The following is a 25,113-nucleotide window of genomic DNA, read 5'->3' on the forward strand; positions in this document are numbered from 1 at the left end:
AAGGCGGAATACATAACAATAAAGGCGTTATCGCGCTGCCTTGTGCTAATTAGATTAATAAATCTGCGCCCTTGTTCATCCAATTAGCCACATAATATAAAATTATTACCGTTTAATTTCAGTTAACTGGTATGAAATTAGGCGGTAATTCTATATAATCCGCGCCAAAATTGCACTGTGCAATAACCATTATTATTGAAACTAAGAGAAGCTAATTCTATGTCAGACAACGCTATTTTATGTGATATCGGTTTTATCGGTTTAGGAGTCATGGGTAAAAACCTAGCTCTTAATTTGGCTGACAATGGTTATACCATTGCTGCTTTTGACTTGGATACGGAAAAGGTAGCCAGTGCAATTAATCAAGACAAGCTGGAAAGAGGCGACAAACCACAACGCATTTTTCCATGTACATCCTATACAGAATTACTCGCCAAATTAAAATCTCCTCACTTAGTTATCTTATCCGTTCCAGCAGGGCGTCCAGTTGATGATGTTTGTCATAAACTGATTGATGCAGGCATAGAAGCTGACGATATTATTGTTGATACAGGTAACAGCCTGTGGACTGACACAGTAGAACGTGAAAAGAACTTTGAAGGTAACTTCTTATTCTTCTCAACCGCTGTTTCTGGTGGCGAAGTTGGTGCTCGTTTTGGTGCTTCATTAATGCCAAGTGGTGACCGTTATGCTTGGACTCGTATTGCTCCTATGTTTAAAGCAATCGCAGCAAAAGTTGACGATGCAACAGGTAAACCAATCGAACGTCATGAGCCTGGTAACCCAGTAACAGAAGGCGAACCTTGTGCCACTTATATTGGTGAAACCGGTTCAGGTCATTACGTTAAGATGGTTCACAACGGTATTGAATATGCCGATATGCAATTAATTTGTGAAGCTTACAATATTATGCGCTCTGGCCTTAATATGAGCCCTGCAGAAATTGCCGTGATTTTTAGAAAATGGAATGAAGGTGAGTTACATTCATATTTAATTGAGATCAGTGCTGAAGTATTGGAGCATATCGATCCAGAAACAAACCTACCTTTAGTTGATATTATCTTAGATAAAGCAGGCCAAAAAGGGACTGGTTTATGGACAGCAGTTAGCTCATTGCAAATTGGCGCTCCATCACCAACGATTTCATCTGCCGTGTACTCAAGAGCATTATCAACATTAAAAGACGAGCGTATCGCTGCATCTAAGGTGCTTGCTGGTCCAGATATCTCTGAATTTAATTTAGATAAAGACGAAGTTATCGCACAGTTACACGATGCTTTATATTGTTCAAAAATCTGTGCTTATGCTCAAGGCTTTCAGCTAATGAGTATGGCTGGCAAAGAACACGGTTGGAACTTAGATTTTGCTGGCATTGCTAAAATTTGGCGTGCAGGTTGTATCATCCGCGCTGTATTTTTACAGTCAATTACCAAAGCGTATGAGCGTGACGAAGAGTTATCTAACTTATTAGTTGACCCATTCTTTGCCGAGCAAATTGCTAAATACCAAACAAACTGGCGTCGTACTATCGCTAATTCGTCATTAATAGGAATTCCTATTGGTGCGTTCTCGTCAGCTTTGGCGTACTACGATTCATACCGTAGCGAAATACTGCCAGCTAACCTATTACAAGGTCAGCGCGACTTCTTTGGTGCACATACATTTGCTCGTACTGACAAAGCCGACGGTAAGATGTACCACGTTGAGTGGAGTCAACCGAACCGTCCGATCGTTAAGGTATAAGCTAAACACAGTCTGGTTATTATTATTGAATTAGTAGTAACTTGCTGAGGAAAACCATATCAATAGATATGGTTTTTTTATGTCTGTGGTTTATCAAAGTCTCTTATAAAACACACGTTTGTAATGTTAATGTAGATCAATTGTATTAAGTACAAACGGATATTGATATAAAGTGGCTAACTTAATAGAAATACCAAGCAATTAAATTGCCTCAATATTTTCAGCACATCGATATCCAAATAAAATAATTAAACCGAGAGCTAAAGCGAATGACAAAATCAATAGACAAAATAGTGAAAACAGAAGCGCAGTGGCAGTCATTACTTGATGATGAAACTTACAGAGTAACCAGACTCAAAGGCACTGAACATCCATACACAGGTAAGTATTTAGAACATAACGAACAAGGTAAATATGCCTGTGTTTGTTGTGGTTCTGAATTATTTAACTCAGAACAAAAATTTGATTCTCATTGCGGTTGGCCTTCATTTGATCAAAGCATAGAAGGTGCTGTCGATTATCATAAAGATTCAACACTAGGGATGATTAGAGTTGAGATCACTTGTGCTAACTGTGATGCACATTTAGGTCACATATTTGAAGATGGACCAACAGAAACTGGTAATCGTTACTGTGTTAATTCAGTGTCACTTACATTTGGCGGCGAGAAATAACAAATGCCTTAGCTTTTGGTGTTAATGCTAAAAAATAAATAACCACCTGTTTTTAAACGGCTTTAAGCGTTAAAGGTCTTTTCTGTATGGTTTTTGATGTTACTTTTCTTGTTCGTAAGAAATGACTTATGACGCTAGTTATTTTTAACTATAATTAATTTATGTAACTAAACTTGTAATATTACATTTAAACTTACGAAATAATAATTTACAATGCATCCGCACTTGAGGCTTACGCATGGTCGTTAGCCTTCTTTAGTGAATCATTTTTGTGAATTAAATTATTATAAAGGCAGATGTAATGACGTTAACTCCTGAACAGGCTTATCAGAAAAGTTGGTTAGAAAGACAAGAATTTGCAGACCGCATGCAACCATTAATCGGTATGTTGTACCGTGGCCGCGGTATTGAAATTTGTATTTATGGCCGTCCATTAGTTTCCGCATCTGCTATTGAAATCATCAAAGCCCATAAAACCGTCACTAAGTATGAAAAAACCAAACTTAGAGTACGCGAAAGTTACGAATTCTTAGAGATCCTTTCTGGTTTAAATTTAAACCCAGCAAAAATAGATTTAGGAAAATTAGCCTTTGGTTACATTTATAAAGATAAAGGCAAAGGACTTTCAAAAGAAGACTATTTAAAACAGGAGCTAGCCGACATCTTAGACCAAGACGGACACCCCGAGCCGCAAGATGTTGTGCTATATGGTTTTGGCCGAATAGGGCGTTTATTAGCGCGTTTATTAATTGAACGTAACGGACCCAATGCAACATTACGCTTACGCGCAATTGTGGTTCGTGGCGGTAAAGACGGTGACTTAGAAAAACGCGCCAGTTTATTACGCCGTGATTCAGTTCATGGGCCATTTAACGGCAGTATCACTGTCGATAAAAAAGCCAATGTTATAAAAGCCAACGGTTCATACATTCAAGTAATTTACGCTGACTCACCAGATAGTATTGATTACACAGATTACGGTATTAACAACGCATTAATTGTTGATAACACTGGTATTTGGAAAGATGAAGAAGGCCTTGGATTACACTTAAAATCTAAAGGCGCAGCCAAAGTGTTGTTAACGGCACCTGCTGGCGGAAAAATTAAAAATATTGTTTATGGTGTTAATCACTCAGATATCAAACAAGACGACAAAATTGTGTGTGCGGCAAGTTGTACTACAAATGCCATTACACCAATATTAAAAGCCATTAATGATGAATATGGCATTGATAATGGTCATGTTGAAACGGTTCACTCTTATACCAACGACCAAAACTTAATTGATAATTTCCACAAAGGTGAACGCCGAGGCCGTGCTGCGGCACTTAACTTAGTATTAACCTCAACCGGCGCAGCAAAAGCGGTATCTAAAGCATTGCCTGAGCTCGAAGGTAAATTAACGGGTAACGCTATTCGTGTTCCTACGCCAAATGTATCAATGGCGATTATGAATTTAAACTTAGAAAAAGCCACGTCAGAAGATGAGTTGAATAAGTTTTTACTAGACGTTGCTTTGCACTCAGAACTTAGAGACCAAGTTGATTACACCAGTTCAACCGAGATTGTATCTACGGATTTAGTGGGCAACCGATATGCAGGTATTGTTGATTCAAGAGCAACCATAGTACAAGACAACCGCGCTGTATTGTATGTATGGTATGACAATGAATTTGGCTATAGCTGTCAGGTTGTTCGTGTTATGCAAGAAATGGCTGGGATTAAATACCCATCATTACCAACGGCTTAACTAATTTATATCGCTGATATCTATAGATAAAGGCGTAAATATTTATCCGTCACAATAAAGCCACGTTTTAGTGGCTTTTTTTATTTTCATTTTAATTATCCTGTCTGGTTCTAGAATGTGTTTTCGCTAAAATTTTTTAACAGATTGGGTTAATTTTAATGAATTGAAACGGCAATTAAGATACCGTTAACACCTAATCAAAAAAATCACTCAAAATGGATCGTTAGATTAAATGTTTAGTTCAGTATTTAGCTCAGTAAAGCCCAATTCTATAATCTTATTCTCACTACTTATTAGTCAGTCTTCTTTCATCGCTCAGGCTGCAACTAAAGCTCAAGCTGAAACTAAAAAAGCAAAAATAGAAACCGCTTCAGAATCAATTTTCCAACAGCCTGATTATGTTTTTGATCAACAAAAAATACAAAGTTACGGTGCATCTAATCTTTATAGTTTATTGAATTATCTCCCAGGTTTTCAGAATGTGATTGGCGAAAACGTGTCTGCTCATAGTCAGTTGCAAGTAAGAGGCGTCAATGCAGAGGACGGTTATCTGGTATTAATGATTGATGGTATTCAAATCAATAGCTTACTGTTTAATGATGTACAAATGTCATCACCATATTTCAACTTATCTTTGGCCGAACGCGTTGATGTCTATACAGGGCCTAATGCGGTTAAATTTGGTAATAATGCAGCATTAGCCGTTATTAATGTGATCACCAAAAAATCGAATTACGTGTTGTTGGAAGCCGGACAAAGTGAACATAAAAAAGGCATAGCTAGTTTATTCAGAAAAACTCGATTTGGTCAGTTCTCATTTTTCATTGCCGAGAGTCAAGGCGATGGTGGGAAATATTCAGCAAGCAATATTCCAACGTCTAGTTATTTGGACGACAAAGATCATATTAATCAACCTTATGTACACGACCAGCTTAGTGCCAGTTGGCAGCTTGGTAACTATGCGCTGAGTTATTACGAAGAGCAACATGAACAAAATGGCTTTTTAAGTAATCAAAATTATCATCCAGATAATCATTTTGAATCAAGAACTCGATTTTTATCGAATCAACTACATGGTCAACCTCATAAAAAGATCAGCTATAAAACTGACTTATCCTATACCGATCAAGAAGTTAAATATGTTGGTTTAGTAAGAGAAGGGGGGATCCGTCCTTTCTCAGAAGATTATTGGTTTGGACCTAATTGGGCTTCAAATAAACTTGAATTCAACATATCTACACTTTATGCCTGGTCTGAATGGTTAAGTTTTGAGTTTGGCGGACAGTGGCAACGACAAGAACAAGATAAAGCGGGGGTGATTACATCGCATTTAAGCCCAGACTTGCAAAATAGTTTACCCTTAGATAGATATCACTTTGACGAATTACAATCAGTATCTGATTTTGGTCAATCCTCTAGTCTATTACAAGAGATAGAAAGCCATGGTTTATTTTCCAATGTGAATTGGAAGATGACGGGTGTAGATACCTTATCTGCAGGTGTAAGATTAGAACGCAATCATAGTTTTTCTGATGATATTTCAATGCAGTTTAATTATAAACGCAGCTTAAATACCAACAGCTCTTTTACGGTTGAGTATTCAGAAGGTTTCCGTTCCCCAACATTTACTGAGTTATTCTCTAAAGAACTTTCCTATTATGGTAATCCTTCTTTAACACCAGAAAAAATTCGTTCATTTGAAGTAGGTTACTCTTATATTGCTCAAACTTGGAATGTGGATGTAACGTCATTTTACCAAGAACAAACCGATATCATTGCATTAACTGACTTTGACACTGGTTTTAGACGTTTATACAGTAACCTTGAAGACCAAGAAATGTTTGGAATAGAAACTCAAGCCGATTATAAAATGAATCAAAATTGGAAACTCGCTGGTACGTTAACGCATTATTTAACCGACACTGAAAACAACGAGTTTACGACGTTTGGTTCTTTGAGTTTACTTGGTGAACTTGGCCGTTTAAATGTGGGGTTTAATACTATATTGCGCTCTGGCGTTGAAGTTGATTTATCAGGGGAGACTAGCAGTAATGAGCAAGTGGTCTTTGATGAAAACCCAACGGTATTAGTTAATGCGATAATTAACTATAAACTAGGGCGAAGTATTTTATTCTCATTTAAAATTGAAAATGCCTTTGAACGAGATCATAAGGTTTACGACTCTAGCCAAACGTTAAATCAATACTATGTAGCTCAGCAAAAACAATTTGCGTCGTTCAGTTTAAGTTATGAATTTTAATCCTGCTTAATAAACAGAAGTTGGAAAGTAATCTCAGGCTTTTCAGGTCTACTAAAGACAATGCACTTTTATAACGTAAGAGTGCACTTTAATTATACCAAGGGCAGCAGTTGTATTTATGTTAAAAAATTTAACCACCCAAGCACTGGTGTTTGTCGCAATATTTATGGCGATCACTTGGTTCCAAGAGTCTAGTTTATTATCAACGTCAGGCGATACTAAAGCACCTGACTTTGAATTACTTGATACTAATGGCAATCAAACAAGCCTGGCGTCATTGTCAGATAAACCTACATTATTGTTCTTTTGGGCACCTTGGTGTTCGGTTTGTAAATTCACCATGCCCAACCTACAAGATTTTCATGAAACGCATTCTGACCAATTTAATGTGGTTTCTGTTGCGTTAAGTTTCCAAAATCCGGATGAGATAATAAATTTCATCCACGAGAATGATTACCAATTTCCAACTTTATTGGGTAATGATGCGTTAGCAAAAGAGTATAAAATTCAAGGCTATCCTACCTATTACGTCATAGATACCAAGGGTGTTGTGGTAAGTAAGTCGATGGGGTATAGCACTGAAATTGGAATGTTATTAAGGTCGACTATTTTATAAGCAAGTAACGTTTTAAAATAGATTACGACTGGTTTCTATTTTATTTTATGTGATATCCTCAGTAGGATAAAATTCGACGAGACCAAACCATGAGAATTACCAGCAATTTTGATAGCGGCAACATAGAAGTTGTTAGCTTAGAGTCATCTTCAGATATCCAATTAAACATCTCCAAAGACAATGAATCAGATTTTTATCAGTGGTTTCATTTCAAAATTGAATCTACCGCTGGCGAAGAACACAAGTTCAGAATTTTAAATGCGGCTCAAGCTTCTTACCCACAAGGGTGGCAAGATTATAAAACCATGGCTTCTTACGACCGTGAGACTTGGTTCCGTATCGATACCGACTATCAAGACGGCGAATTAATCTTTAATCATATCCCAGAGTTCGACCACGTATTTTACGCTTACTTTGTTCCTTATTCTTATGAACGTCATCTAGACCTTATTCACAAATCTCAACTTTCTCCAGATACTCAACTTATTACTTTAGGCCAAACCTTAGATGGCAGAGACATGTCTTTGTTACAAATAGGGCAGGAAGTTGAAGGTAAAAAGAAAGTATGGATCACGGCACGTCAGCATCCAGGTGAGTCAATGGCGCAGTGGTATGTAGAAGGTTTATTGCAGCGCTTATTCGACCATGACGATGCTGTGTCTCGTTTATTAATGGACGAAGCTGTTTTTTATATCGTACCAAATATGAATCCAGACGGATCAGCTCGTGGTCACTTAAGAACAAATGCCGTAGGCAGTAACTTAAACCGTGAATGGTTAGAACCGTCTTTAGATAAAAGCCCAGAAGTTTATTACGTGCGTGAAAAAATGCTAGAAACTGGCGTAGACATGTTTTTAGATATTCATGGTGATGAAGCCATCCCATATAACTTTGTTGCCGGTTGTGAAGGCATTAAAAGCTATGATGCTCGTCATCAAGCATTAGAAGAAGCATTTAAAGCGGCCTACGCGGCAGTAACTCCTGAGTTTCAAGATGTACACGGTTATGACAAAGACGAACCAGGTACGGCTCTACCAACGGTAGGCGCGTCTTGGGTTGGTGAGCAGTTTAAGTGTTTATCTTACACGGTAGAAATGCCGTTTAAAGATCACAACGATGCACCTGATGCATTTTACGGTTGGAACGATGTGCGTTCTGCCAAGTTTGGTGCCGACGTACTGACCGCGGTATTAGCCGTTGTTAAGAAACTACGTTAAATCCAACAATAACAAATTCGAAATGGGCTAGGAAACTAGCCCATTATTTTTATCTAACAATAACTATAACTATAATAAAAAGGAACAAACAGTGAACGCATTAAATGATTTACTCGTTTTTCTTGATGGTCTATTAGGAAGCTCATGGTGGTTTCCCTATGTACTATTAGGTGTTGGTGTTTTCTTCACCATTTATCTTAAATTTCCACAAATTCGCTACTTTAAACATGCTTGGCTTGTGGTAACTGGCAAATACGATAAAAAAGGCGCTGAAGGTGATACAAGTCACTTCCAAGCTCTTTCTACTGCGTTATCGGGTACCGTTGGTACAGGTAATATTGGTGGTGTTGCTTTAGCATTATCAATTGGTGGTCCAGCTGCTTTGTTTTGGATGTGGATGACCGCCTTTTTTGGTATGACAACTAAGTTTGTTGAAGTAACTATGTCACACAAATATCGTGTGAAAGTAGAAGATGGCACTATGGCCGGTGGCCCAATGTATTACATGGACCGTCGCTTAAACATGAAATGGTTAGCGGTTGCGTTTGCCATTGCAACGGTTATCAGCTCATTTGGTACGGGTAGCTTACCGCAAATCAATAACATCGCAGTGAGTATGGAAAGCTCATTTGGTATCGAACGTATTGTTACTGGTGGCGTATTAGCGGTTGCACTAGCGTTAGTTATTCTAGGTGGTATTAAACGTATCGCTTATGTTACGTCTCGTATTGTACCTGCAATGTCTATTATCTATGTTGTTGGTGCGCTTGGTGTTATTACGTATAACATTGAAAACTTACTTCCTTCATTTGTTTCTGTATTTGCTGATGCCTTCACAGGTTCTGCAGCAACAGGCGGATTCATTGGTGCCGCATTTGCGTATGCATTTACCAAAGGTGTAAACCGTGGTTTATTCTCGAACGAAGCGGGTCAAGGTTCTGCTCCAATTGCTCACGCTGCAGCAAAAGCCGACGAACCAGTTTCTGAAGGTATGGTTTCAATCTTAGAACCATTTATCGACACTATTATTATTTGTACCCTAACTGGTATGGTTATTTTGTCTTCTGGTGCTTGGCACGATAAGTTTGAAAATGACTTCCAACGTTCAGATATGTCTATTCTTGATGGACAGTATCTTGAAAGTTCAGAAGAGAATATGAATTCTCTATACTTATACCTAAACGGTGAGAAAAGTGAAGTTTCTAAATTCGACGGCGAATTACATATTGTTGAAGGTAAAGCAACCGCTGCTGATCCAGATTTCACCATTATTAACTCACGTTCAATTGCTGAAAACGTTACATTCTTATTACCGGGTGAACATTTATATAACGGTAAGTTAAAAGTAATTAATGGCGCATTGAAAAATGATGAGATTATTGTTCGTGGTGATTCATTAATTCACTCTGCGGCCTTAACAACAGAAGCCTTTACTAAAGGTTACTTTGGCGAGTATGGTAAATACATAGTAACGATTGGTTTATTATTATTTGCATTCTCTACCGCAATCGCATGGTCATATTATGGTGACAGAGCAATGACCTATTTATTAGGTGCGCGTTCTGTAATGCCATACCGTGTTATTTATTGTGCAGGCTTTGCCTGGGCTGCAGTTGCAGATACTTCGTTTATCTGGACTTTAGCTGCGGTTGCTATTGTTGTTATGACGTTACCAAATTTACTTGGTATCATGTTACTGCGTAAAGAAATGAAAGAAACGGTTAACGATTATTGGGTTAAGTTCGATAAAGAACATGGCGAAAATAAAGACAAATAAGTTGTTTTTATAAAAATAGTCCTCATTAACTAACTTAATGAGTTTCATCGTTTAATATAAAAAAGCATCCTGATTATATCGGGGTGCTTTTTCTGCGTTTAATCCCTACTTGATTTTTGGGATGACGGAAAGTAAATATCCTTTTGAGAGAGTGTTATATGGCAATAATCAAATGTCCCCAATGTGCAAAATCTATTTCAGATAAACAAGTTATCTGCCCTCATTGTGATCTAGATATGAAAGATTTAACTGAAGAAAAACTTCATTCATTGAGCAAGATCAAAACATTGAAAAACAGCCAAACTTTAATGACGCATCAAGCGATAGCTATGTTATTGTTTTTAGTTGGTGTTTTTACCTTTTACAACAGCGAAGACAAAACGGCTCCTCAGTATTTATTATCGCAAGTTTGTATTCTCGTTGGTTTTATTTGGTATTTAGTAAACCGAGTTCGACTTATTTTGGCTAAACGTAAAAAATTATAATTGGCGTCGTTAATAGGTATAAGTAAATGAATTTAGAACAAATGTTGGCGACTGTTACGCCTGAGGTTTTCGAAAACCTAAAATATGCAGTTGAAACTGGAAAGTGGCAAAATGGCCAGCGTTTAACGACGGAACAAAGAGAAAACTCATTACAACTGGTTTTGGCTTATCAAGCCAAAGTCGAAAAATCTAATCAGCAGTTCACTATCGGCGAAGATGGTGAAATGGTGATGAAATCTAAGCGTGAATTACAGCGCGAATTTTTACCTGAAACTGACATCGCAAGGTTTAACCAAGATGATATTTAGTAAATTATTTAAAAAGAAAAAATGGCAAAGTAAAAAAGTTAGTGAACGTCTAGCTGCGGTAGCCGAATTAGACAAAGATGACTTTGCCAATAAATCGATACTGCATGAACTCGCTTTTAATGACGGCGATGAAAAAGTACGCCGAGCGACGTTAGAAAAGTTAAACGACTTTGCTTTATGGTGGCAAGCCTTTAAACATGACTTTTCAGACAATATTAAAAAGTACGCTGAACGCATTATTATAGAGTCACTTATTGGCGAACGAGATACCAATTTAGATCCACGACTTAAAGTTGAATTTATAGAGCAGTGTAATAAAACTCAGCTATTAGAGCGCGTTGTATTTGACCTAAATGACTTAACGTTAACGTTAAACACTATTAAACGTTTAAACAAAGACAGCTTAAACTTTAAAGCGATTACTGATAGCGCTTTACCTAATGAGTCAAAACTAGCTCTGTTAGATAACTTAAACGATGTTAATCAACTTAAGCGTGTCGCTAAAAAACTAGACGGCGAGTTATTGGCTGCAGTTGAAAGCAAGCTAGAGCAATTAAGACTCGACGCAGAAAAACCAGTAAAATTAGAAAAACAAGTTCGTTTGTTATTAGCGCAATTAAACGCATTAAAAGACAAAAGTGATTTTGCCCTTATTGCTGACAAGCAAGCTGAAATGGAAAGCCAATGGCAGCAAGCCGTTAGTCAATTCAATGTGTTAGCAGACGATGTGAAAGCAGAGTTGTTGGAAAAACACGAAAAAATCAGTGCCACACTAGAACGTATTCAATCGCCTTTAAAAGCGCAGTGGCAAGAGCAGCAACAAAACGAATTATTACAACAACAACAGCAAGAGAATTTTAAAACAATCTCTGCACAATTAACCGCTGTTGAATCTAAAATCACACAATCTATTGCAGATGACAGTGAAATAGAGCAAACACAATTAAGTAATGACATTAACGCCGTAACTCACAAATGTGCTGAGTTGCAGTTAAAAGAGTCAAACCGTGTTGAATTGCTAAAGCGCGCAGAAAGTATATTTAATCGTGCGAACCAAATCCCTAAAATTCAGCAAGCTATTTTACTGGCTAAATCGTTATTGGAAAAATTACAGCAATTACCAATTCCACAAGACTTAGCCCAGTTAAATGAGATCACGCCTGAACTTAAAGATCTTAAAAAGCAGTGGCAACAAAACCTTAAAGACGTGGGTATTTCTTTACCAACGGATATTGCAACTGAATACACTAAGTTATTAAAACAAAGAGACGGTAAAGTCACTGAGTTTGAAAAACAACAACGTCAAACGTTTAATCAAATACGTCGTAAAATCCCAGAACTTGAAGAGTTGATTCAGCAGGGGAAATTTAATAACGCCTTTGGTTTATACAGAAAAATGACCTTTTGGTATGCAGACTTAAATGAGTACCAACAAGGCCAAATCGCACGTAAGTGGGAAGTACTAGAATCCGAAATTGCTAATCTTCAAGAATTACAAATGTCGTTTTCTAATCCTAAAAAACAAGAGTTATTGGCTGATGCTAAAAAGCTGGCTGAAACGCCACTGGTTGATCCAACGGAGCAAGCGCATAGAGTTCGCTTATTGCGTTCAAATTGGCAATCTTTAGGTCATGCAGGTGATGAACAAGAAGTGGCGTTAAACGACGAGTTTAACCAGTACTGTGAAACTGCATTTATACCGTGTCGTGAGTATTACAAAGAGCTTGAAGACGAACGTCAAACGCATTTGGATGCTAAGTTATTAATTATTACTCAGCTAGAAACGTTAGCGAATAACTTAAAAAATTCAGAAGTATCAAGCTGGAAAGACTTAGAGTCTGTTTTTGTTAAATTGACGCGCTTGTGGCGTGAAACAGGGTTAATAGACCGTGAAAAAGTAACGGAAATAAATAACCGTTATCAAGCTGCATTAAAACCAATTAAACAAGCCATTACCAAACACCATTCTACTAACGAGCAAGATAAGCTAACGCTAATTCAACAAGCTCAAGAATTGGTAAGCCAAGAAATGGACTTAGGCCAAAAATCTGACAAGCTAAAACGCTTACAAGCAAAATGGAAAACCATTGGCTTTGCAGGCAAAGGCACAGATCAAAAACTTTGGAATGAGTTTAGAGCGGTAAATAATCCAGTATTTGAACAAAGAGACAACGACAAAAAACAAGAAATGAGTGCCGCAAACGAACTGTTTGATACACACATGGTTATGTTGTCTGACTTAAAATATTCAATTGAAGAAGCTTCTGAAATCAATGCGTTACGTTCAATCATTGACCAGGCAGAGCAAAGCTTAACGCAAGTAAAAGGCGTTGCTAAACCGCAATTTGAAAAATTAAGACGAATCGTTTTATCTATCACTAAGCAAGCAGACGAAGCAATTACTTTGTTAAGAGCGAAACAAGAACAACAGATATACGTTGACTTATTTGCCGCTGTAGAAGCGATTGTGGAAGGTAAATCTGCCGACTTAAGTTCATTTAAATCGTCTTGGCAAAGTGCGTTTAACATGAATTCAAAAGAAGATCGCCATCATGTGACTTTACTAATGGAAATCACCGCTGGATTAGAATCTCCAGAGTCTGATAAAGCCAAACGTAATCAGGCACAAATGGAGATGTTAACAGCCAAAATGGAGCAGGGCGTTGAATATAACGTTCAAGACTTACTAGAAACTTGGTTGTCAGCAGGCATGTTTACCGACAAAGACATTGAGTTGTTGGCAAGGATTAAACCTATTTTTGTTTCTTAATCTATTTCATAAGAGATAGTAACAATGAAAAAGATCAGCTTGCTGGTCTTTTTTTATTCCACCTTTATATTTTCACTTCTTATTACTATTAAATAATTACCTTATAAAACAAATAAATAACAAGACAATTTTATTCATTTTACACAGCTAATCGTTTTAATTTACATTGGATGTCTAGTTGTATTCCTTTAGCTAATGCATGGCTAATTTGATTTGGATAAGGTGTAATAATGAGTTCAGAGTTAGCAAGTTTTGACCGTAGGAAAATGTTAAAAACCTTAACGGCAGGGGCGGCGCTTACTTTAGCGGTTCCAAGTTTAGGTCAAGCCAAGTCTCTAGGAAATTCTATTGAGTTACCAAGTATTCCATTGCGTACCAGTCCTGAGTCATTAGCCAGTAATGAAGCGTTTTGGGCTAAAATTGCCAAGTTTTATGATAAAGCAAAAGGTATCGTTAATCTTGAACATGGCTATTGGGGAAAAATGGCTCGGCCGGTGCAGGATGCTTTTGTCAAAAAAACAGAGATGGTTAATACTCAGTTATCCTACTACGCCCGTAAAAGTTACAGCGATGACGAGAAGTTAAGTGTGCATAAAGTTGCTCAGGCATTAGGTGTTAGTGATGATGAAATTGTACTCACACGTAATGCAACTGAGTCAATACACAATCTAATAAGACAATATAACGACTTCTCTAGCAAAGATACTGTGCTTTACACAGACACTGATTACCCTAGCTTTAAGCATACAATGGAGTGGCTAGCCAAATCCCGTAATGTAAAAGCGGTACAAGTTGTATTACCACCGAGAGCAAACCAAAAACAAATACTCGACCTATACGTTGAGGCTTTTGATAAAAACCCGAATTTGAAACTTATGTTACTCACCCATGTTAGTAATCAACATGGTTTAGTTTTACCTGTGACTAAAATAGCGGAAGCGGCCAAACAACGCGGTATAGATGTTATTTGTGACAGTGCTCAGTCTTGGGGATTGTTAGATTATAAAATCACCGACTTAAATGTAGATTGGGCAGGCTTTAATTTACATAAATGGATTGGTGCCCCCGTTGGTGTTGGTGCGCTGTACATGAAAAAAGGCTCATTGGCTAAGATATCGCCGTACCCTGGCGAGCTTGACCCAGACAATACCAATGCTAGAACACGTGTGCATACTGCCACATCTAACTTTGCGTCAATATTAACAATTCCTGCTGCCATTGATTTCCATCAAGCGATTGGCCCAGCCAATAAAGAAGCTCGATTACGTTACTTGCGTTCTTTATGGGTGAGTGAAGCTGAAAACATGCCACACATAGAAGTCCTTGGTGGTTTAGATGACGCATCTTCAACGGGCATGTGTTCGTTTAGGTTAGTAGGTAAAACCACATTAGAGGACGCCAAAAGCCTACAGCTACGTTTAGAAACAGACTTTGGTATTTTCACTGTTGTACGTGTTGGGCTTGCCAGCGGCTGTTGTATACGCATTACGCCTCAAGTATTTGTGACTGCAGATGAAATAGGCCAGTTAGTGACGGCAATGAAAGCGCTTGCGTGAGATTAACGCTAATTGAAACTAAAAAGTACAATAATTAATAACTAAAAGACGTATAAAAACTGATAAATAGGAAGAACATGAATAAATATATTTTAACAACGGCTTTATCGCTCGGCCTAATCATCTCTTTGTCTGCATGTGCTAAAACCACAAGTCCAGAAGACCTTATTAAAGAAGCTGGTTTGGAATTGCCTGAGCCGGTAAATCCAATTGCCAACTATGTAACATGGAGACGCTCGGGCAATACCTTGTATTTGTCTGGGCATGGTGCTTGTGAAGGAAAAAGCGTATTAGGCAAACTAGGTGATGATCTTAATGTTGAACAAGGTTACCAGGCGGCTCAGTTAGTGGGCTTATGTGCGTTATCTACTATTAAGTTGGCGGTTGGTGATTTATCTAAAGTAAAACAAGTATTAAAAATTACTGGCATGGTCAACGCAACACCGACATTTACCGATCATTCAAAAGTGATCAATGGATTTTCAGACTTATTTGTTACCGCCTTTGGTGACGATGGTAAAGCGGCAAGAGAAGCGGTTGGTATGAGTGGATTACCGGGTAATATGTCGGTTGAAATAAGCGCGATTATTGAACTTAAAGAGTAATCGCTAAATCTCAGCTACTTGTGAAATTAGCTACTTGTAAAATTAGTAACTTGTAAATTTGTTTATTCACCTAAGTAGCAGATAAATAAAAAGACCGAATTATCGGTCTTTTTTATTTTTAAGGTTTGCGGTTAAAACAAGCACAAAATCTTATGTTCGGTAAAGATGTAAGGTTTTATTTACCTACTTTAGCGTCATCTAATACCTTACGGATAAGGTTTTCTTCCACATTATGTTTAGCACTGCCTTGTTCTAATTCTTTTGGCATGGTTCTAAATAGTGAAAACCAAGAGGTGGTTGAGGTAATAGTAACTTCCTCAGTAATATCAACATTAGTGGTAGGATCTTTATAAGTAACAATATAATCGTCGTAATGATATCTAGGTACTAACCCAAGAGAGATAATATTAAAGAAACCAGTTGTTTTCTCTAACCCACTACTAATAGTCTCAATTTGTACTGAAATAAATGGAGAGATTGTTTCTTTGCCTTTTACTGCTGGTATAGCTTTTAAACCACGTTCTTTAAATAGACTAACCACCGTGCCTATACGCCCCTTGTTAGAACATGATGTTTTCATCATATTTCCGGCAGCTCTGCTGGTGTAACAATTTTGGCTTGCATCTATGCTTAATGGAAATGCTTGTAAATCTTCCTTTGCATACTTAACTTGAGGTGTATTAGGTTGTTTTAATAATTCTGGGTTGGAAATACTTCTATGAGTACAAGACGAAAGAATTAATAGTAATAAAGGTAATGTGAATATTTTCATGAAATGTCCTTTTATATGGTCATAGGTGTTTTTATAAGTCGAATAAATAGCTTAAACGACTACTGCATATGTTGTTTTTGACGCTGTAATAATTTACCAGAACTGGTTGTTTGTTTTTTCTCATGGGCATAAAGATTAAGAGTACTAAACGCACCTTTTAATTGTGATGCGGTGTAATCCAATTCAATTTTAGGTAACACATCTTGGTGTTTTTCAGGGAACAAGGCTTCAATTGCCTGCGACATCAATTCATATAAGCGTTTAAGGTTAATCTTATGAGTTTGGCCCGTTGCATTAAATAACCAATCTGTGATGGCCATAAAGTCGTCAAAGGGCTTATCCGTTAACAGGTGAGTTAATGTGTGTTTAAAACGGCCTGAATTACCTATCATGTCCCAATAGCGGGCAAACCGATTGACCAACTGCATAGTGGCAAAATCAATTCTGTCGGTACTTAATATATTAAATGGCGGCAGTGGGTTAAAACGCAGATCAAAGTTTTCTGTGTGCCTGATAATCGGGCTACCTTTAAGGCGCTTTAAAATACCCATTTGAATTTCATGTGGATGACAGGCGTAAAGCTGATCAAAGCTATCTTTAAAGCTATCAAAGGTTTCACCCGGTAACCCAAAGATTAAATCGGCATGAAGATGCGCCGCCGTATTTTCTTTTAGCCAGATCAGATTATCTTTTGATTTTGGATTATTTTGCTTACGACTAATATTGGCTTGTACTTCCTGATTGAAGGTTTGAATGCCAATTTCAAACTGCAAAGTATTTACAGGGAACTGGGCCAACATCTCTTTTAATTTTCTAGGAAGATGATCAGGCACAACTTCAAAATGCAGGTACAGATCGTCAGTCATTCTGTCTAAGAAGAACTGCATAATTTGAATAGAAGTATTTATGTCTAAATTAAAGGTTCTATCAATAAACTTAAAATTACGCGCGCCACGTTGATACAGCACTTCCATTTCTTGCAAGAAAACCGTTAACTCATACGGGTTTGATTTTGTGTCTAAAGACGACAAACAAAACTCACATTTGAACGGGCAGCCACGAGACGCTTCTACATAGAGCAATCGATTTTTTAAGTCTTCATCGCTGTAATACTGGTAGGGCATTTCAAGATCTTTTAGGTCAACCGGCTTAGACTTCATGATTTTAGTATCAGGGGCATTATTATTAATAATGTCTCTACAAAGCTCATAAAAGCTGATGTCAGCTTCACCCGTTAGAACATAATCAGACGCTTGAACTATGGTTTGATTTTCTGACTCATAACTTACTTCAGGGCCACCCAATACCACGGTAACTTCTGGTGCGATAACCTTTAACAGACTAACCACATTAGTGGTTTCAACAATATTCCAAATATAAACCCCAAAGCCCACAATGGTCGGGTTTGATGCCAATATTTGTTCAACAATATCAAGTGGGCGGGTTTGAATAACAAACTCTTTTACCTCACAGCATGATTGTAAGTCTTTTAAATTAGCGTACAGATATCGTAAACCTAAACTCGCATGAATATACTTTGAATTAAGCGTGGTTAGTAATATTTTGTCAGTATGTAAGGTATTGATAACACCAGTGTTATCTACATTTACATCGGTCCGCATAATAGTGAGTTGGTTATCGAATTGTTGAGTCGCCATTAAGGATCTTAAGTCTAGGTTAAATCTATGGGCGTAATAATACAGTAATCAATGAATCTATTCAGTATCTGATTATTATCTAACGCAAAAATGAATTTTTAGCTAATAATTTTGATTCAAATTTAAAAGAATTTATAAACTTTTAACTACACCTTTAAAACAATTGAAGAGCGTTCGTATTGTAAAATTCAACTAGGTATCTTGTTACATTATTGTAGTTTTATATCTTATACGAAATAAGATATGATTAATCACAATTAGTTATAAGAAACCTATAATCATAAATAAAACAAGTGGTTGAATATGAAATTAGAACGCATTCGAAATAGTGATTTACATCAAAAAATAATGTCAGCTGAGCAAGCTTGTGATTTCATTGAAGATGGAATGACAGTTGGCATGAGTGGATTTACTCGTGCTGGTGAAGCGAAAGCGGTTCCCAAAGCATTAGCTGAAAAAGCAAAGTTAAACCCTATGAAAATAAACTTAATGACAGGCGCGTCATTAGGTAACGATCTAGATAAAATTCTTACTGAAGCTGGGGCTTTAGCTCGTCGTATGCCTTTCCAAGTAGACAATACATTACGCAAAGCGATTAATAATGGCGAGGTAATGTTTATTGATCAACATTTATCTGAAACGGTTGAACAACTGCGTAACAAGCAATTACCTTTACCAGACGTAGCTGTTATAGAAGCAGTTGCAATTACAGAGGAAGGACACATAGTTCCAACCACTTCAGTGGGGAATTCAGCAAGCTTTGCTATTTTTGCGAAAAAAATCATTGTAGAAATTAACATGCTACATCAGCCTGAATTGGAAGGCTTGCACGATATTTATATTCCATCATATCGTCCAACAAGAACACCAATTCCATTGGTTAAAGTGGATGATCGTATTGGTAGTACAGCAATCCCAATTGACCCTGAAAAAATAGTAGGCATTGTTTTCACTAATAAAAGTGACTCATTCTCTACTGTGTCAGAACCCGATGATGAAACTGCCATGATTGCAAAACATCTTGTTAATTTCTTTGAACAAGAAGTGGCAGAAGATCGTATGCCGGCTAATTTAGGGCCTCTTCAAGCGGGAATTGGTAATATTGCAAATGCAGTAATGATGGGCTTGTTGGACTCTGATTTTAAAGATCTGACTATGTACTCAGAAGTATTACAAGACTCTACCTTTGATTTAATTGATGCAGGAAAATTAAGTTTTGCTTCTGGTTGCTCAATTATTTTATCTGAACGTTGGAATACTCAAGTATTTAATAACTTAGATAAATACAGAGACAAGCTGGTATTACGTCCTCAAGAAATGTCTAACCATCCTGAGATTGTACGTCGTTTAGGTATTATTGCGGTTAATACTGCACTGGAGTTTGATATTTACGGTAACGTAAACTCGACTCACGTTTGTGGTACAAAAATGATGAATGGTATTGGAGGCTCAGGTGACTTTGCTCGTAACGCGCACATTTCGGTATTCGTAACTAAATCAATCGCCAAAGACGGCGCTATATCAAGTGTTGTTCCTATGGTGAGTCATGTTGATCATACAGAACACGACGTTGATATTTTGGTGACAGACCAAGGTTTAGCTGACTTACGGGGTTTAGCACCACGTGAAAGAGCGGTAGAAGTTATTAATAACTGTGTACACCCAGATTATCGCCCAGCAATGCTCGATTATTTTGAACGAGCTTGTGAACGTGGTGGACACACGCCTCATATTCTTGAAGAAGCATTTAGCTGGCATACACGCCTTGAAACTCAAGGAAGCATGAAGCAGTCTTAATTTAAGCTTAGATTAAAGAACTAAAAAAACAAAAAAGCCGATTAACCTTATGTTAATCGGCTTTTTTATGGGGCGTATATAATTGAAATCACATATGGAAATATTTATATGGGAATCAACATACGATTAAATGTGAAATAAGTACTTAATTTAATAATTAAATATTATTTACAAATTTACAAATTTACAAATTTACAAATTTACAAATTTACAAATTTACAAATTTACAAATTTACAAATTTAGATGTTTTATTTTAGAGTATGGTATTCGTTATTTTGATTTTAAATACGGATCTATTAACTAACGATAATTTAGACAAGTAATTTAAATTATCATATAAACATAAAGGATTTAAAATGTTTAAAAATACTATATTGGCTATGTTAATAGCTGGAACATCATTTTCTTCATCTGCAAACTGGGTAGCTGGAGTGAGTTACATCAACTTATCAGACGTTAGTGACGGATTAGACGTTAGTTTAGATGGTATTACAGGCTCTCTTGGTTACAAAATTGACTCCAATGAGAAGTTTTATTTTATGCCTGAAGTTCGTATAGGAACTGGGATCACAGATGACTCTACGACTTTGCTTGGTATTAATGTAGATATAGAAATGAATAGCTTTATAGCGTTATCTGTTCGTGGACAATATGAGTTAAATGACAAAGCTTATATTTTTGCTTCACCATCTTACACAAATGTTGAGTTCACTACGGCGGTTTTTTATGCTGGTATAAATGCTTCAGAGAGTAATGACTCATGGGAGTTTGGCGTAGGTGGTGGTGCTGGTTACAAAATTAACGAGTCTACTTCTGCTGAATTTATGTATGAGCAATATGATGGTACAGATGTTTTAAGTTTTGGTATTAAATTTAAATATTAAACCTAGGTCAATTGTACATATACTCATTATTTTTAGTTAATAAAAAGCCGATTAAATAAGATTAATCGGTTTTTTATTTAATTTTATAAAATAGTGTTTAGAAGGTTTATTTTAATTCAAAAGAATCTTTCTATTTCTCAAGCATTCGTTTTTTCAAACGCGCTAGGTCAATCGCACTTGAACGTACTGTCAGCTTAATATGATCAAATTCATATTCCTCTTTTGTTACGCTCATACTATTGCGAATTTCACCGACAATACCTTTGGCGGTATAAGGGATAATGATTTCTTCTTCAATCATCTCTTGTTCGGCAATACCAACAATATATTCGTGCAGTTTAGCTACATCTTTAGGGTCACGCGCAGATGTTAACATCGCATCTGGAAACTCAACCATCAGCTCAGCTTGCTGCTCAGCAGTTAGTTGATCTGACTTGTTTAATATCAGTAACTTTTTACTGCCTTCAACACCAACTTCTTCTAATACTTCGTTTACCACATCAAGCTGTTTACGGAATGATGGGTCTGAGGCGTCAACCACATATAACAATAACGAGGCATCGTGTGCTTCTGCTAACGTTGAATGGAATGACGCAACTAAATCATGTGGTAATTTCTTAATGAAACCTACCGTATCAGACACTAATATTCTTGGGTGAGTCACTGGAAATAAAGCTCGTACCGTTGTATCAAGTGTGGCGAAAAGTTTGTTTTCACCTTCAACTTCACTTCCGGTAATGGCACGCATCATAGATGACTTACCAGCATTGGTATAACCTACCAAAGCAACACAAAAATGCTCAGAACGTTGCGTACGTCTGCCTTTCATTTCTTCTTGTACGCTTACCAATTGACGTTTTAGTTCGGCAAGTTGGTCTCGTACATTACGGCGGTTAAGCTCTAGCGTTGTTTCACCAGCGCCTTTACCCATTTGATGTTCTTTATCACCAGTAGAAGTTTCACGCAGTCTTGGTGCTACATAATTAAGACGCGCAATTTCAACCTGTAACTTAGCGGTTTTAGTACGGGCGTGACGGCTAAATATTTCAATAATAACGCCAGTGCGGTCAAAGACTTCAACACCTAGTTGGTTTTCAACATTACGTAATTGAGAAGGGCTTAAGTCACAGTCAAATACAACAATGTCAGCACAGGCTAATGGCAAATCATCCGATGGGATAGTGCTAAAGTCTTGATCGTAATCTAACTCTTCTTCCTCTTCAGCAGCTTCAATAATGCCTTTATTACCGGTAAGTTGCGCTATTTCAGCAAGTTTGCCTAAACCAAGTACATTTACTCGTTTAGTGGAACTCTGATTTTGCGACTGGGTACCGACAACCTTAAATCCTAGCGTTGTCACCAAACGTGCAAGTTCAGCCAGTGACTCTTCAGCCTCTGCGCCTCTAAACTCAGGTGTACGAACGGAAATAAGTAAAGCGTTATTAAGTGATGGTTTTGCTGTTAGCTGCATAAAAGATTTTTATTCGTGCCCCGTTTATTTGAATTGTAGAAAATAAACAGCGCAAGCCTAATTGTAAATATTAATAGGTGACAAGCTTACGCTGTTATGGGGAAAGTTGTAAGTTATAAAAAGCAGTTTGGGAAAAGCATCAGGAAGTCATAAGCGGTAAGCCGCAAGTAAAAGCAAGAACAAGAGCAGGGCGAACAGGGAGGTTCGCTCCCTAATTGATAATTTAAAATGGATATTTATTGGATGTGTACTATTTCAGCGGTGTTTATACTGAGTCGGGCAATAACCTCTGGACACATCAGAGCGACGAAGTTTTGCATGTTTTGTTGAACGCCCTGTGACACGAGAGCGCCAAAGTTTAAAACTGCCTGATTTTAGGCGACAGCGCATGAAGCGAATGACGTCAGATTCATTTAGACCAAATTGTTGCTCTATCGCTTCAAACGTAGTTCTATCTTCCCACGCCATTTCAATAATTCTTGACTCACTTTCTTGGGATAATCTCATTGAATACTTTTATCTGTAAATAAAATAAATATACGTTTATGCAACATTTTTAGATCAAAGAGTCATCACTTTTAAATTCAAAGTCTTTAGATAGCCGCTAGGTATAAGCTTACTCTGTGTAAATTTCATAATGCAGTACCTCCATTGTATAAGCTGCGGTGGCCATATCATTTTGTATAACCGACGTACTCAATACTCCAGAGATCCCAAAAGGGTTATAAAGAGACTCCAGTAGTAAGCCTTTTGGGTAATTAACAAAAATAATTTGATTTGGCGGCGGTGGTGGCTGATGAATACAAGCTCCAAAATAGGGCACTAAAAAAAATTGGGTAACGGTTTCGTCTTCATTAAATTCTAATGGCACAATAAAACCGGGAATTTTCACAGCTTGTTTATCCATTTCTGGGATAACATTAATAGACACAAGCGCTTGTTGGTAACGGTCATCATTGGCCGCACTAATTGCATTTTGAATCTGGCTCTCCATTTGATCTTCAATAGAGCCATCTTTTATTTCAGCAATGTAATCAGGAGGGTTTAGCAAAGCATCTAAATCGTTTTTAGGAATTAAGTCTATCCACTCTATGCTTTTAAAATTGATATCTGGAGTGTGCTTAACGGGCTTATGAATATAGTCATTGTCACGTTTTTGTAAGACGTCTTTACCAATGAATTCAGTCTTTTCTTCAGCTGTTTGTGCCGTTTTATTAAGTTCTTTTTCAGAGTTACCACAACTTAATAACTGTAATGTAATAATTCCAATAAGAAAGACCGCGAATAACTGCTGCATAGTAATACCGTTAAGATGAATGTTTTTAAAATGATATAACATATCATTTAAAGTGCAAGCAGATCATTGAAAGTAAAAGCAGTTAAAAGTCGCAAGCTTTAAGCGGTAAGTGAAAGTAAGAACAAAAAAAAGCGAACCAAATGGTTCGCTTTTAGCTGATATTAAAGATTGTAATTTTAAAGAAGGCTGTCTTTGTTATTCATAATTATTTAATAGGACTAGGCTTTTGAACTTGTTCCATCAAGTCATTATTCCACTTACCTTCAACAGAAACATGCGCGGTAGCACCTAACATAACCGCTTCAATTAAATTGTGGTTAACGTAAGCATAAAGGCCTGGTTGCTTAAAGGTATAAAGAGCAGCTGCCGCTTCACCACCAGAGATAGCCCATGTTTCGCGGTTAGTTGTTGGAACATCATCAAATGAACCACCGGTCCAAACAAGGTCACCGTGGCCACCAATTAAGTGAATGCGTGTATCACGATTGGCTTGAGAATGAAGAAATAATACGGTTTCGCCCACTTTTGCAGTCATGGCATTTTCACCTGTTAATGCGCCTACTTTGCCATTAAATGTTAAATGCGTTGGCGTAAGCGTTCTCATAACCTCCATCGTATCCATCATACCCATTACCGGAGAATCGTAACGTTTGAAGTTACCTTTTTCATCTTTAGGCACGTACCAGTCTTGTTCACCAATATAATAAGCTTTGTCGTATGTGACTAATTCTCCTTTATTGTCTTTTAGACCATCACGAGGAAGGATCATAATTGCACCATTCATACCTGATACAACATGAAAAGGGATCATCACGCCACCTGGAGCACAATGATAAACAAACACACCCGCTTTAATTGCTTTAAAGCGAAGGATCACTTGTTCACCTGGAGCAACATTGGTTAGGGCGCCGCCACCCAAAGCACCAGTTGATGCATGAAAGTCAATATTGTGAACCATAGTATTAGTTTTAGGGTTTTTCAGTGTTAACTCAATATAGTCATCTACATGAGCAACCATCATAGGTCCTGGATTTGAACCTTCAAAGGTCATAGCTTGCACAAAAACATTTGGTGCAATTTCCATTTCCTTTTCAATGATATTCATTGTCATTTCAATAATCTTAGGATTACCTTTAGCAACCTGATCATGTTTTGGTAAAAATGGTGGAGCCACTAAAGTTTGAGTGACACGCTCAAGCCCTGCAGCTTTAGATTCAATGCCAACATTTTCAATATCAAATGTTTCATCCGCGAATGACAGTGATGAAAATGATATTAGTGAAATAGTGAGTGTTATTACTACGTTTTTAAATTTTTTCATTACTTTACTTTTTAGCTCCAAAATTAACGTTATCAATAATAACGAGTACCTGTGGCAGAGTATGGGGGTATATTAAATACCGCACCTTGACCTAGATCAATATGTGTCCCGTTCTAAAACCGTCAACTTACTTCTTATGGGGGGAAATATT

Annotated in this window: 20 protein-coding genes; 14 read left to right on the forward strand and 6 right to left on the reverse strand. The window is 37.2% G+C overall.

Annotated features, from left to right (window positions below; genetic code table 11):
- Nucleotides 1–219 precede the first annotated feature (219 nt).
- From gndA to BTO11_RS11225, 12 genes are all read left to right on the forward strand, one after another.
- Nucleotides 220–1,743: an NADP-dependent phosphogluconate dehydrogenase gene (gene gndA / locus BTO11_RS11170; protein ID WP_105052674.1), complete on the forward strand. Its 1,524-nt coding sequence runs from the start codon at nt 220–222 to the stop codon at nt 1,741–1,743.
- 269 nt (nt 1,744–2,012) lie between these two features.
- Entirely contained in the window at nt 2,013–2,417 is a 405-nt protein-coding gene (gene msrB, locus BTO11_RS11175; RefSeq protein WP_105052675.1) for a peptide-methionine (R)-S-oxide reductase MsrB, read from the forward strand.
- A 301-nt stretch (nt 2,418–2,718) separates the two neighbouring features.
- Entirely contained in the window at nt 2,719–4,167 is a 1,449-nt protein-coding gene (locus BTO11_RS11180) for a glyceraldehyde-3-phosphate dehydrogenase (protein WP_105052676.1), read from the forward strand.
- A gap of 232 nt (nt 4,168–4,399) precedes the next feature.
- A complete protein-coding gene (locus BTO11_RS11185) occupies nt 4,400–6,427 on the forward strand; it encodes a TonB-dependent receptor (RefSeq protein ID WP_105052677.1) in 2,028 nt (675 codons plus the stop codon).
- Nucleotides 6,428–6,545: 118 nt separating this feature from the next.
- On the forward strand, nt 6,546–7,043 hold the full coding sequence (locus BTO11_RS11190) for a TlpA family protein disulfide reductase (RefSeq protein WP_105052678.1): 498 nt from the start codon (nt 6,546–6,548) through the stop codon (nt 7,041–7,043).
- 89 nt (nt 7,044–7,132) lie between these two features.
- Nucleotides 7,133–8,260: a M14 family metallopeptidase gene (locus tag BTO11_RS11195; RefSeq protein WP_105052679.1), complete on the forward strand. Its 1,128-nt coding sequence runs from the start codon at nt 7,133–7,135 to the stop codon at nt 8,258–8,260.
- 91 nt (nt 8,261–8,351) lie between these two features.
- The gene (locus BTO11_RS11200) at nt 8,352–10,037 is read left to right on the forward strand and encodes an alanine/glycine:cation symporter family protein (RefSeq protein ID WP_105052680.1); all 1,686 of its coding nucleotides are present in this window, start codon (nt 8,352–8,354) and stop codon (nt 10,035–10,037) included.
- 158 nt (nt 10,038–10,195) lie between these two features.
- Nucleotides 10,196–10,522 carry a hypothetical protein gene (locus tag BTO11_RS11205; RefSeq protein WP_105052681.1) on the forward strand — a complete coding sequence of 109 codons (327 nt, stop codon included), beginning with the start codon at nt 10,196–10,198 and terminating at the stop codon, nt 10,520–10,522.
- A 26-nt stretch (nt 10,523–10,548) separates the two neighbouring features.
- On the forward strand, nt 10,549–10,830 hold the full coding sequence (locus tag BTO11_RS11210; RefSeq protein ID WP_105052682.1) for a YeaC family protein: 282 nt from the start codon (nt 10,549–10,551) through the stop codon (nt 10,828–10,830).
- The gene (locus tag BTO11_RS11215) at nt 10,820–13,600 is read left to right on the forward strand and encodes a DUF349 domain-containing protein (protein WP_105052683.1); all 2,781 of its coding nucleotides are present in this window, start codon (nt 10,820–10,822) and stop codon (nt 13,598–13,600) included. Before BTO11_RS11210 ends, BTO11_RS11215 begins: the two co-directional genes overlap by 11 nt.
- Before the next feature lie 230 nt (nt 13,601–13,830).
- On the forward strand, nt 13,831–15,156 hold the full coding sequence (locus BTO11_RS11220; RefSeq protein WP_105052684.1) for an aminotransferase class V-fold PLP-dependent enzyme: 1,326 nt from the start codon (nt 13,831–13,833) through the stop codon (nt 15,154–15,156).
- A 77-nt stretch (nt 15,157–15,233) separates the two neighbouring features.
- Nucleotides 15,234–15,761 carry a RidA family protein gene (locus BTO11_RS11225; RefSeq protein ID WP_105052685.1) on the forward strand — a complete coding sequence of 176 codons (528 nt, stop codon included), beginning with the start codon at nt 15,234–15,236 and terminating at the stop codon, nt 15,759–15,761.
- Between the two features lie 175 nt (nt 15,762–15,936).
- Here the strand turns inward: BTO11_RS11225 and BTO11_RS11230 are convergent, their stop codons facing one another.
- Nucleotides 15,937–16,533, reverse strand: a complete 597-nt coding sequence (locus tag BTO11_RS11230; RefSeq protein ID WP_105052686.1) for a hypothetical protein — start codon at nt 16,531–16,533, stop codon at nt 15,937–15,939.
- Between the two features lie 59 nt (nt 16,534–16,592).
- Nucleotides 16,593–18,191 carry a B12-binding domain-containing radical SAM protein gene (locus BTO11_RS11235; RefSeq protein ID WP_105052687.1) on the reverse strand — a complete coding sequence of 533 codons (1,599 nt, stop codon included), beginning with the start codon at nt 18,189–18,191 and terminating at the stop codon, nt 16,593–16,595.
- 303 nt (nt 18,192–18,494) lie between these two features.
- On the opposite strand from BTO11_RS11235, the gene BTO11_RS11240 reads away from it, so the two are divergent.
- Both BTO11_RS11240 and BTO11_RS11245 read left to right on the forward strand, forming a co-directional pair.
- Entirely contained in the window at nt 18,495–19,988 is a 1,494-nt protein-coding gene (locus tag BTO11_RS11240) for a succinyl-CoA:acetate CoA-transferase ScpC (protein ID WP_105052688.1), read from the forward strand.
- Nucleotides 19,989–20,345: 357 nt separating this feature from the next.
- Nucleotides 20,346–20,873 carry an outer membrane beta-barrel protein gene (locus tag BTO11_RS11245; RefSeq protein ID WP_105052689.1) on the forward strand — a complete coding sequence of 176 codons (528 nt, stop codon included), beginning with the start codon at nt 20,346–20,348 and terminating at the stop codon, nt 20,871–20,873.
- Nucleotides 20,874–21,003: 130 nt separating this feature from the next.
- Here the strand turns inward: BTO11_RS11245 and hflX are convergent, their stop codons facing one another.
- The 4 genes from hflX to nirK form a co-directional block, all read right to left on the reverse strand.
- Nucleotides 21,004–22,344 (reverse strand): GTPase HflX, encoded by a 1,341-nt coding sequence (hflX, locus tag BTO11_RS11250; protein WP_105052690.1) that lies wholly within the window; start codon nt 22,342–22,344, stop codon nt 21,004–21,006.
- A gap of 255 nt (nt 22,345–22,599) precedes the next feature.
- Nucleotides 22,600–22,851, reverse strand: a complete 252-nt coding sequence (locus BTO11_RS11255) for a TIGR03643 family protein (RefSeq protein ID WP_105052691.1) — start codon at nt 22,849–22,851, stop codon at nt 22,600–22,602.
- A gap of 109 nt (nt 22,852–22,960) precedes the next feature.
- On the reverse strand, nt 22,961–23,641 hold the full coding sequence (locus BTO11_RS11260) for a DUF3299 domain-containing protein (RefSeq protein WP_105052692.1): 681 nt from the start codon (nt 23,639–23,641) through the stop codon (nt 22,961–22,963).
- A 205-nt stretch (nt 23,642–23,846) separates the two neighbouring features.
- The gene (gene nirK, locus BTO11_RS11265) at nt 23,847–24,962 is read right to left on the reverse strand and encodes a copper-containing nitrite reductase (RefSeq protein WP_105052693.1); all 1,116 of its coding nucleotides are present in this window, start codon (nt 24,960–24,962) and stop codon (nt 23,847–23,849) included.
- Between the last annotated feature and the right edge of the window lie 151 nt (nt 24,963–25,113).

Origin of the sequence: Psychrosphaera saromensis (assembly GCF_002954545.1) — a bacterium.
Classification (GTDB): domain Bacteria; phylum Pseudomonadota; class Gammaproteobacteria; order Enterobacterales; family Alteromonadaceae; genus Psychrosphaera; species Psychrosphaera saromensis.

Coding starts and splice junctions, on each gene's coding strand:
- BTO11_RS11240 (WP_105052688.1), top strand. CDS start 18,495: ATGAAATTAGAACGCATTCGAAATAGTGATTTACATCAAAAAATAATG.
- BTO11_RS11190 (WP_105052678.1), top strand. CDS start 6,546: ATGTTAAAAAATTTAACCACCCAAGCACTGGTGTTTGTCGCAATATTT.
- BTO11_RS11245 (WP_105052689.1), top strand. CDS start 20,346: ATGTTTAAAAATACTATATTGGCTATGTTAATAGCTGGAACATCATTT.
- gndA (WP_105052674.1), top strand. CDS start 220: ATGTCAGACAACGCTATTTTATGTGATATCGGTTTTATCGGTTTAGGA.
- BTO11_RS11215 (WP_105052683.1), top strand. CDS start 10,820: ATGATATTTAGTAAATTATTTAAAAAGAAAAAATGGCAAAGTAAAAAA.
- BTO11_RS11230 (WP_105052686.1), bottom strand. CDS start 16,533: ATGAAAATATTCACATTACCTTTATTACTATTAATTCTTTCGTCTTGT.
- BTO11_RS11260 (WP_105052692.1), bottom strand. CDS start 23,641: ATGCAGCAGTTATTCGCGGTCTTTCTTATTGGAATTATTACATTACAG.
- BTO11_RS11255 (WP_105052691.1), bottom strand. CDS start 22,851: ATGAGATTATCCCAAGAAAGTGAGTCAAGAATTATTGAAATGGCGTGG.
- hflX (WP_105052690.1), bottom strand. CDS start 22,344: ATGCAGCTAACAGCAAAACCATCACTTAATAACGCTTTACTTATTTCC.
- BTO11_RS11210 (WP_105052682.1), top strand. CDS start 10,549: ATGAATTTAGAACAAATGTTGGCGACTGTTACGCCTGAGGTTTTCGAA.
- BTO11_RS11195 (WP_105052679.1), top strand. CDS start 7,133: ATGAGAATTACCAGCAATTTTGATAGCGGCAACATAGAAGTTGTTAGC.
- BTO11_RS11180 (WP_105052676.1), top strand. CDS start 2,719: ATGACGTTAACTCCTGAACAGGCTTATCAGAAAAGTTGGTTAGAAAGA.
- BTO11_RS11205 (WP_105052681.1), top strand. CDS start 10,196: ATGGCAATAATCAAATGTCCCCAATGTGCAAAATCTATTTCAGATAAA.
- BTO11_RS11220 (WP_105052684.1), top strand. CDS start 13,831: ATGAGTTCAGAGTTAGCAAGTTTTGACCGTAGGAAAATGTTAAAAACC.
- msrB (WP_105052675.1), top strand. CDS start 2,013: ATGACAAAATCAATAGACAAAATAGTGAAAACAGAAGCGCAGTGGCAG.
- nirK (WP_105052693.1), bottom strand. CDS start 24,962: ATGAAAAAATTTAAAAACGTAGTAATAACACTCACTATTTCACTAATA.
- BTO11_RS11235 (WP_105052687.1), bottom strand. CDS start 18,191: ATGGCGACTCAACAATTCGATAACCAACTCACTATTATGCGGACCGAT.
- BTO11_RS11225 (WP_105052685.1), top strand. CDS start 15,234: ATGAATAAATATATTTTAACAACGGCTTTATCGCTCGGCCTAATCATC.
- BTO11_RS11185 (WP_105052677.1), top strand. CDS start 4,400: ATGTTTAGTTCAGTATTTAGCTCAGTAAAGCCCAATTCTATAATCTTA.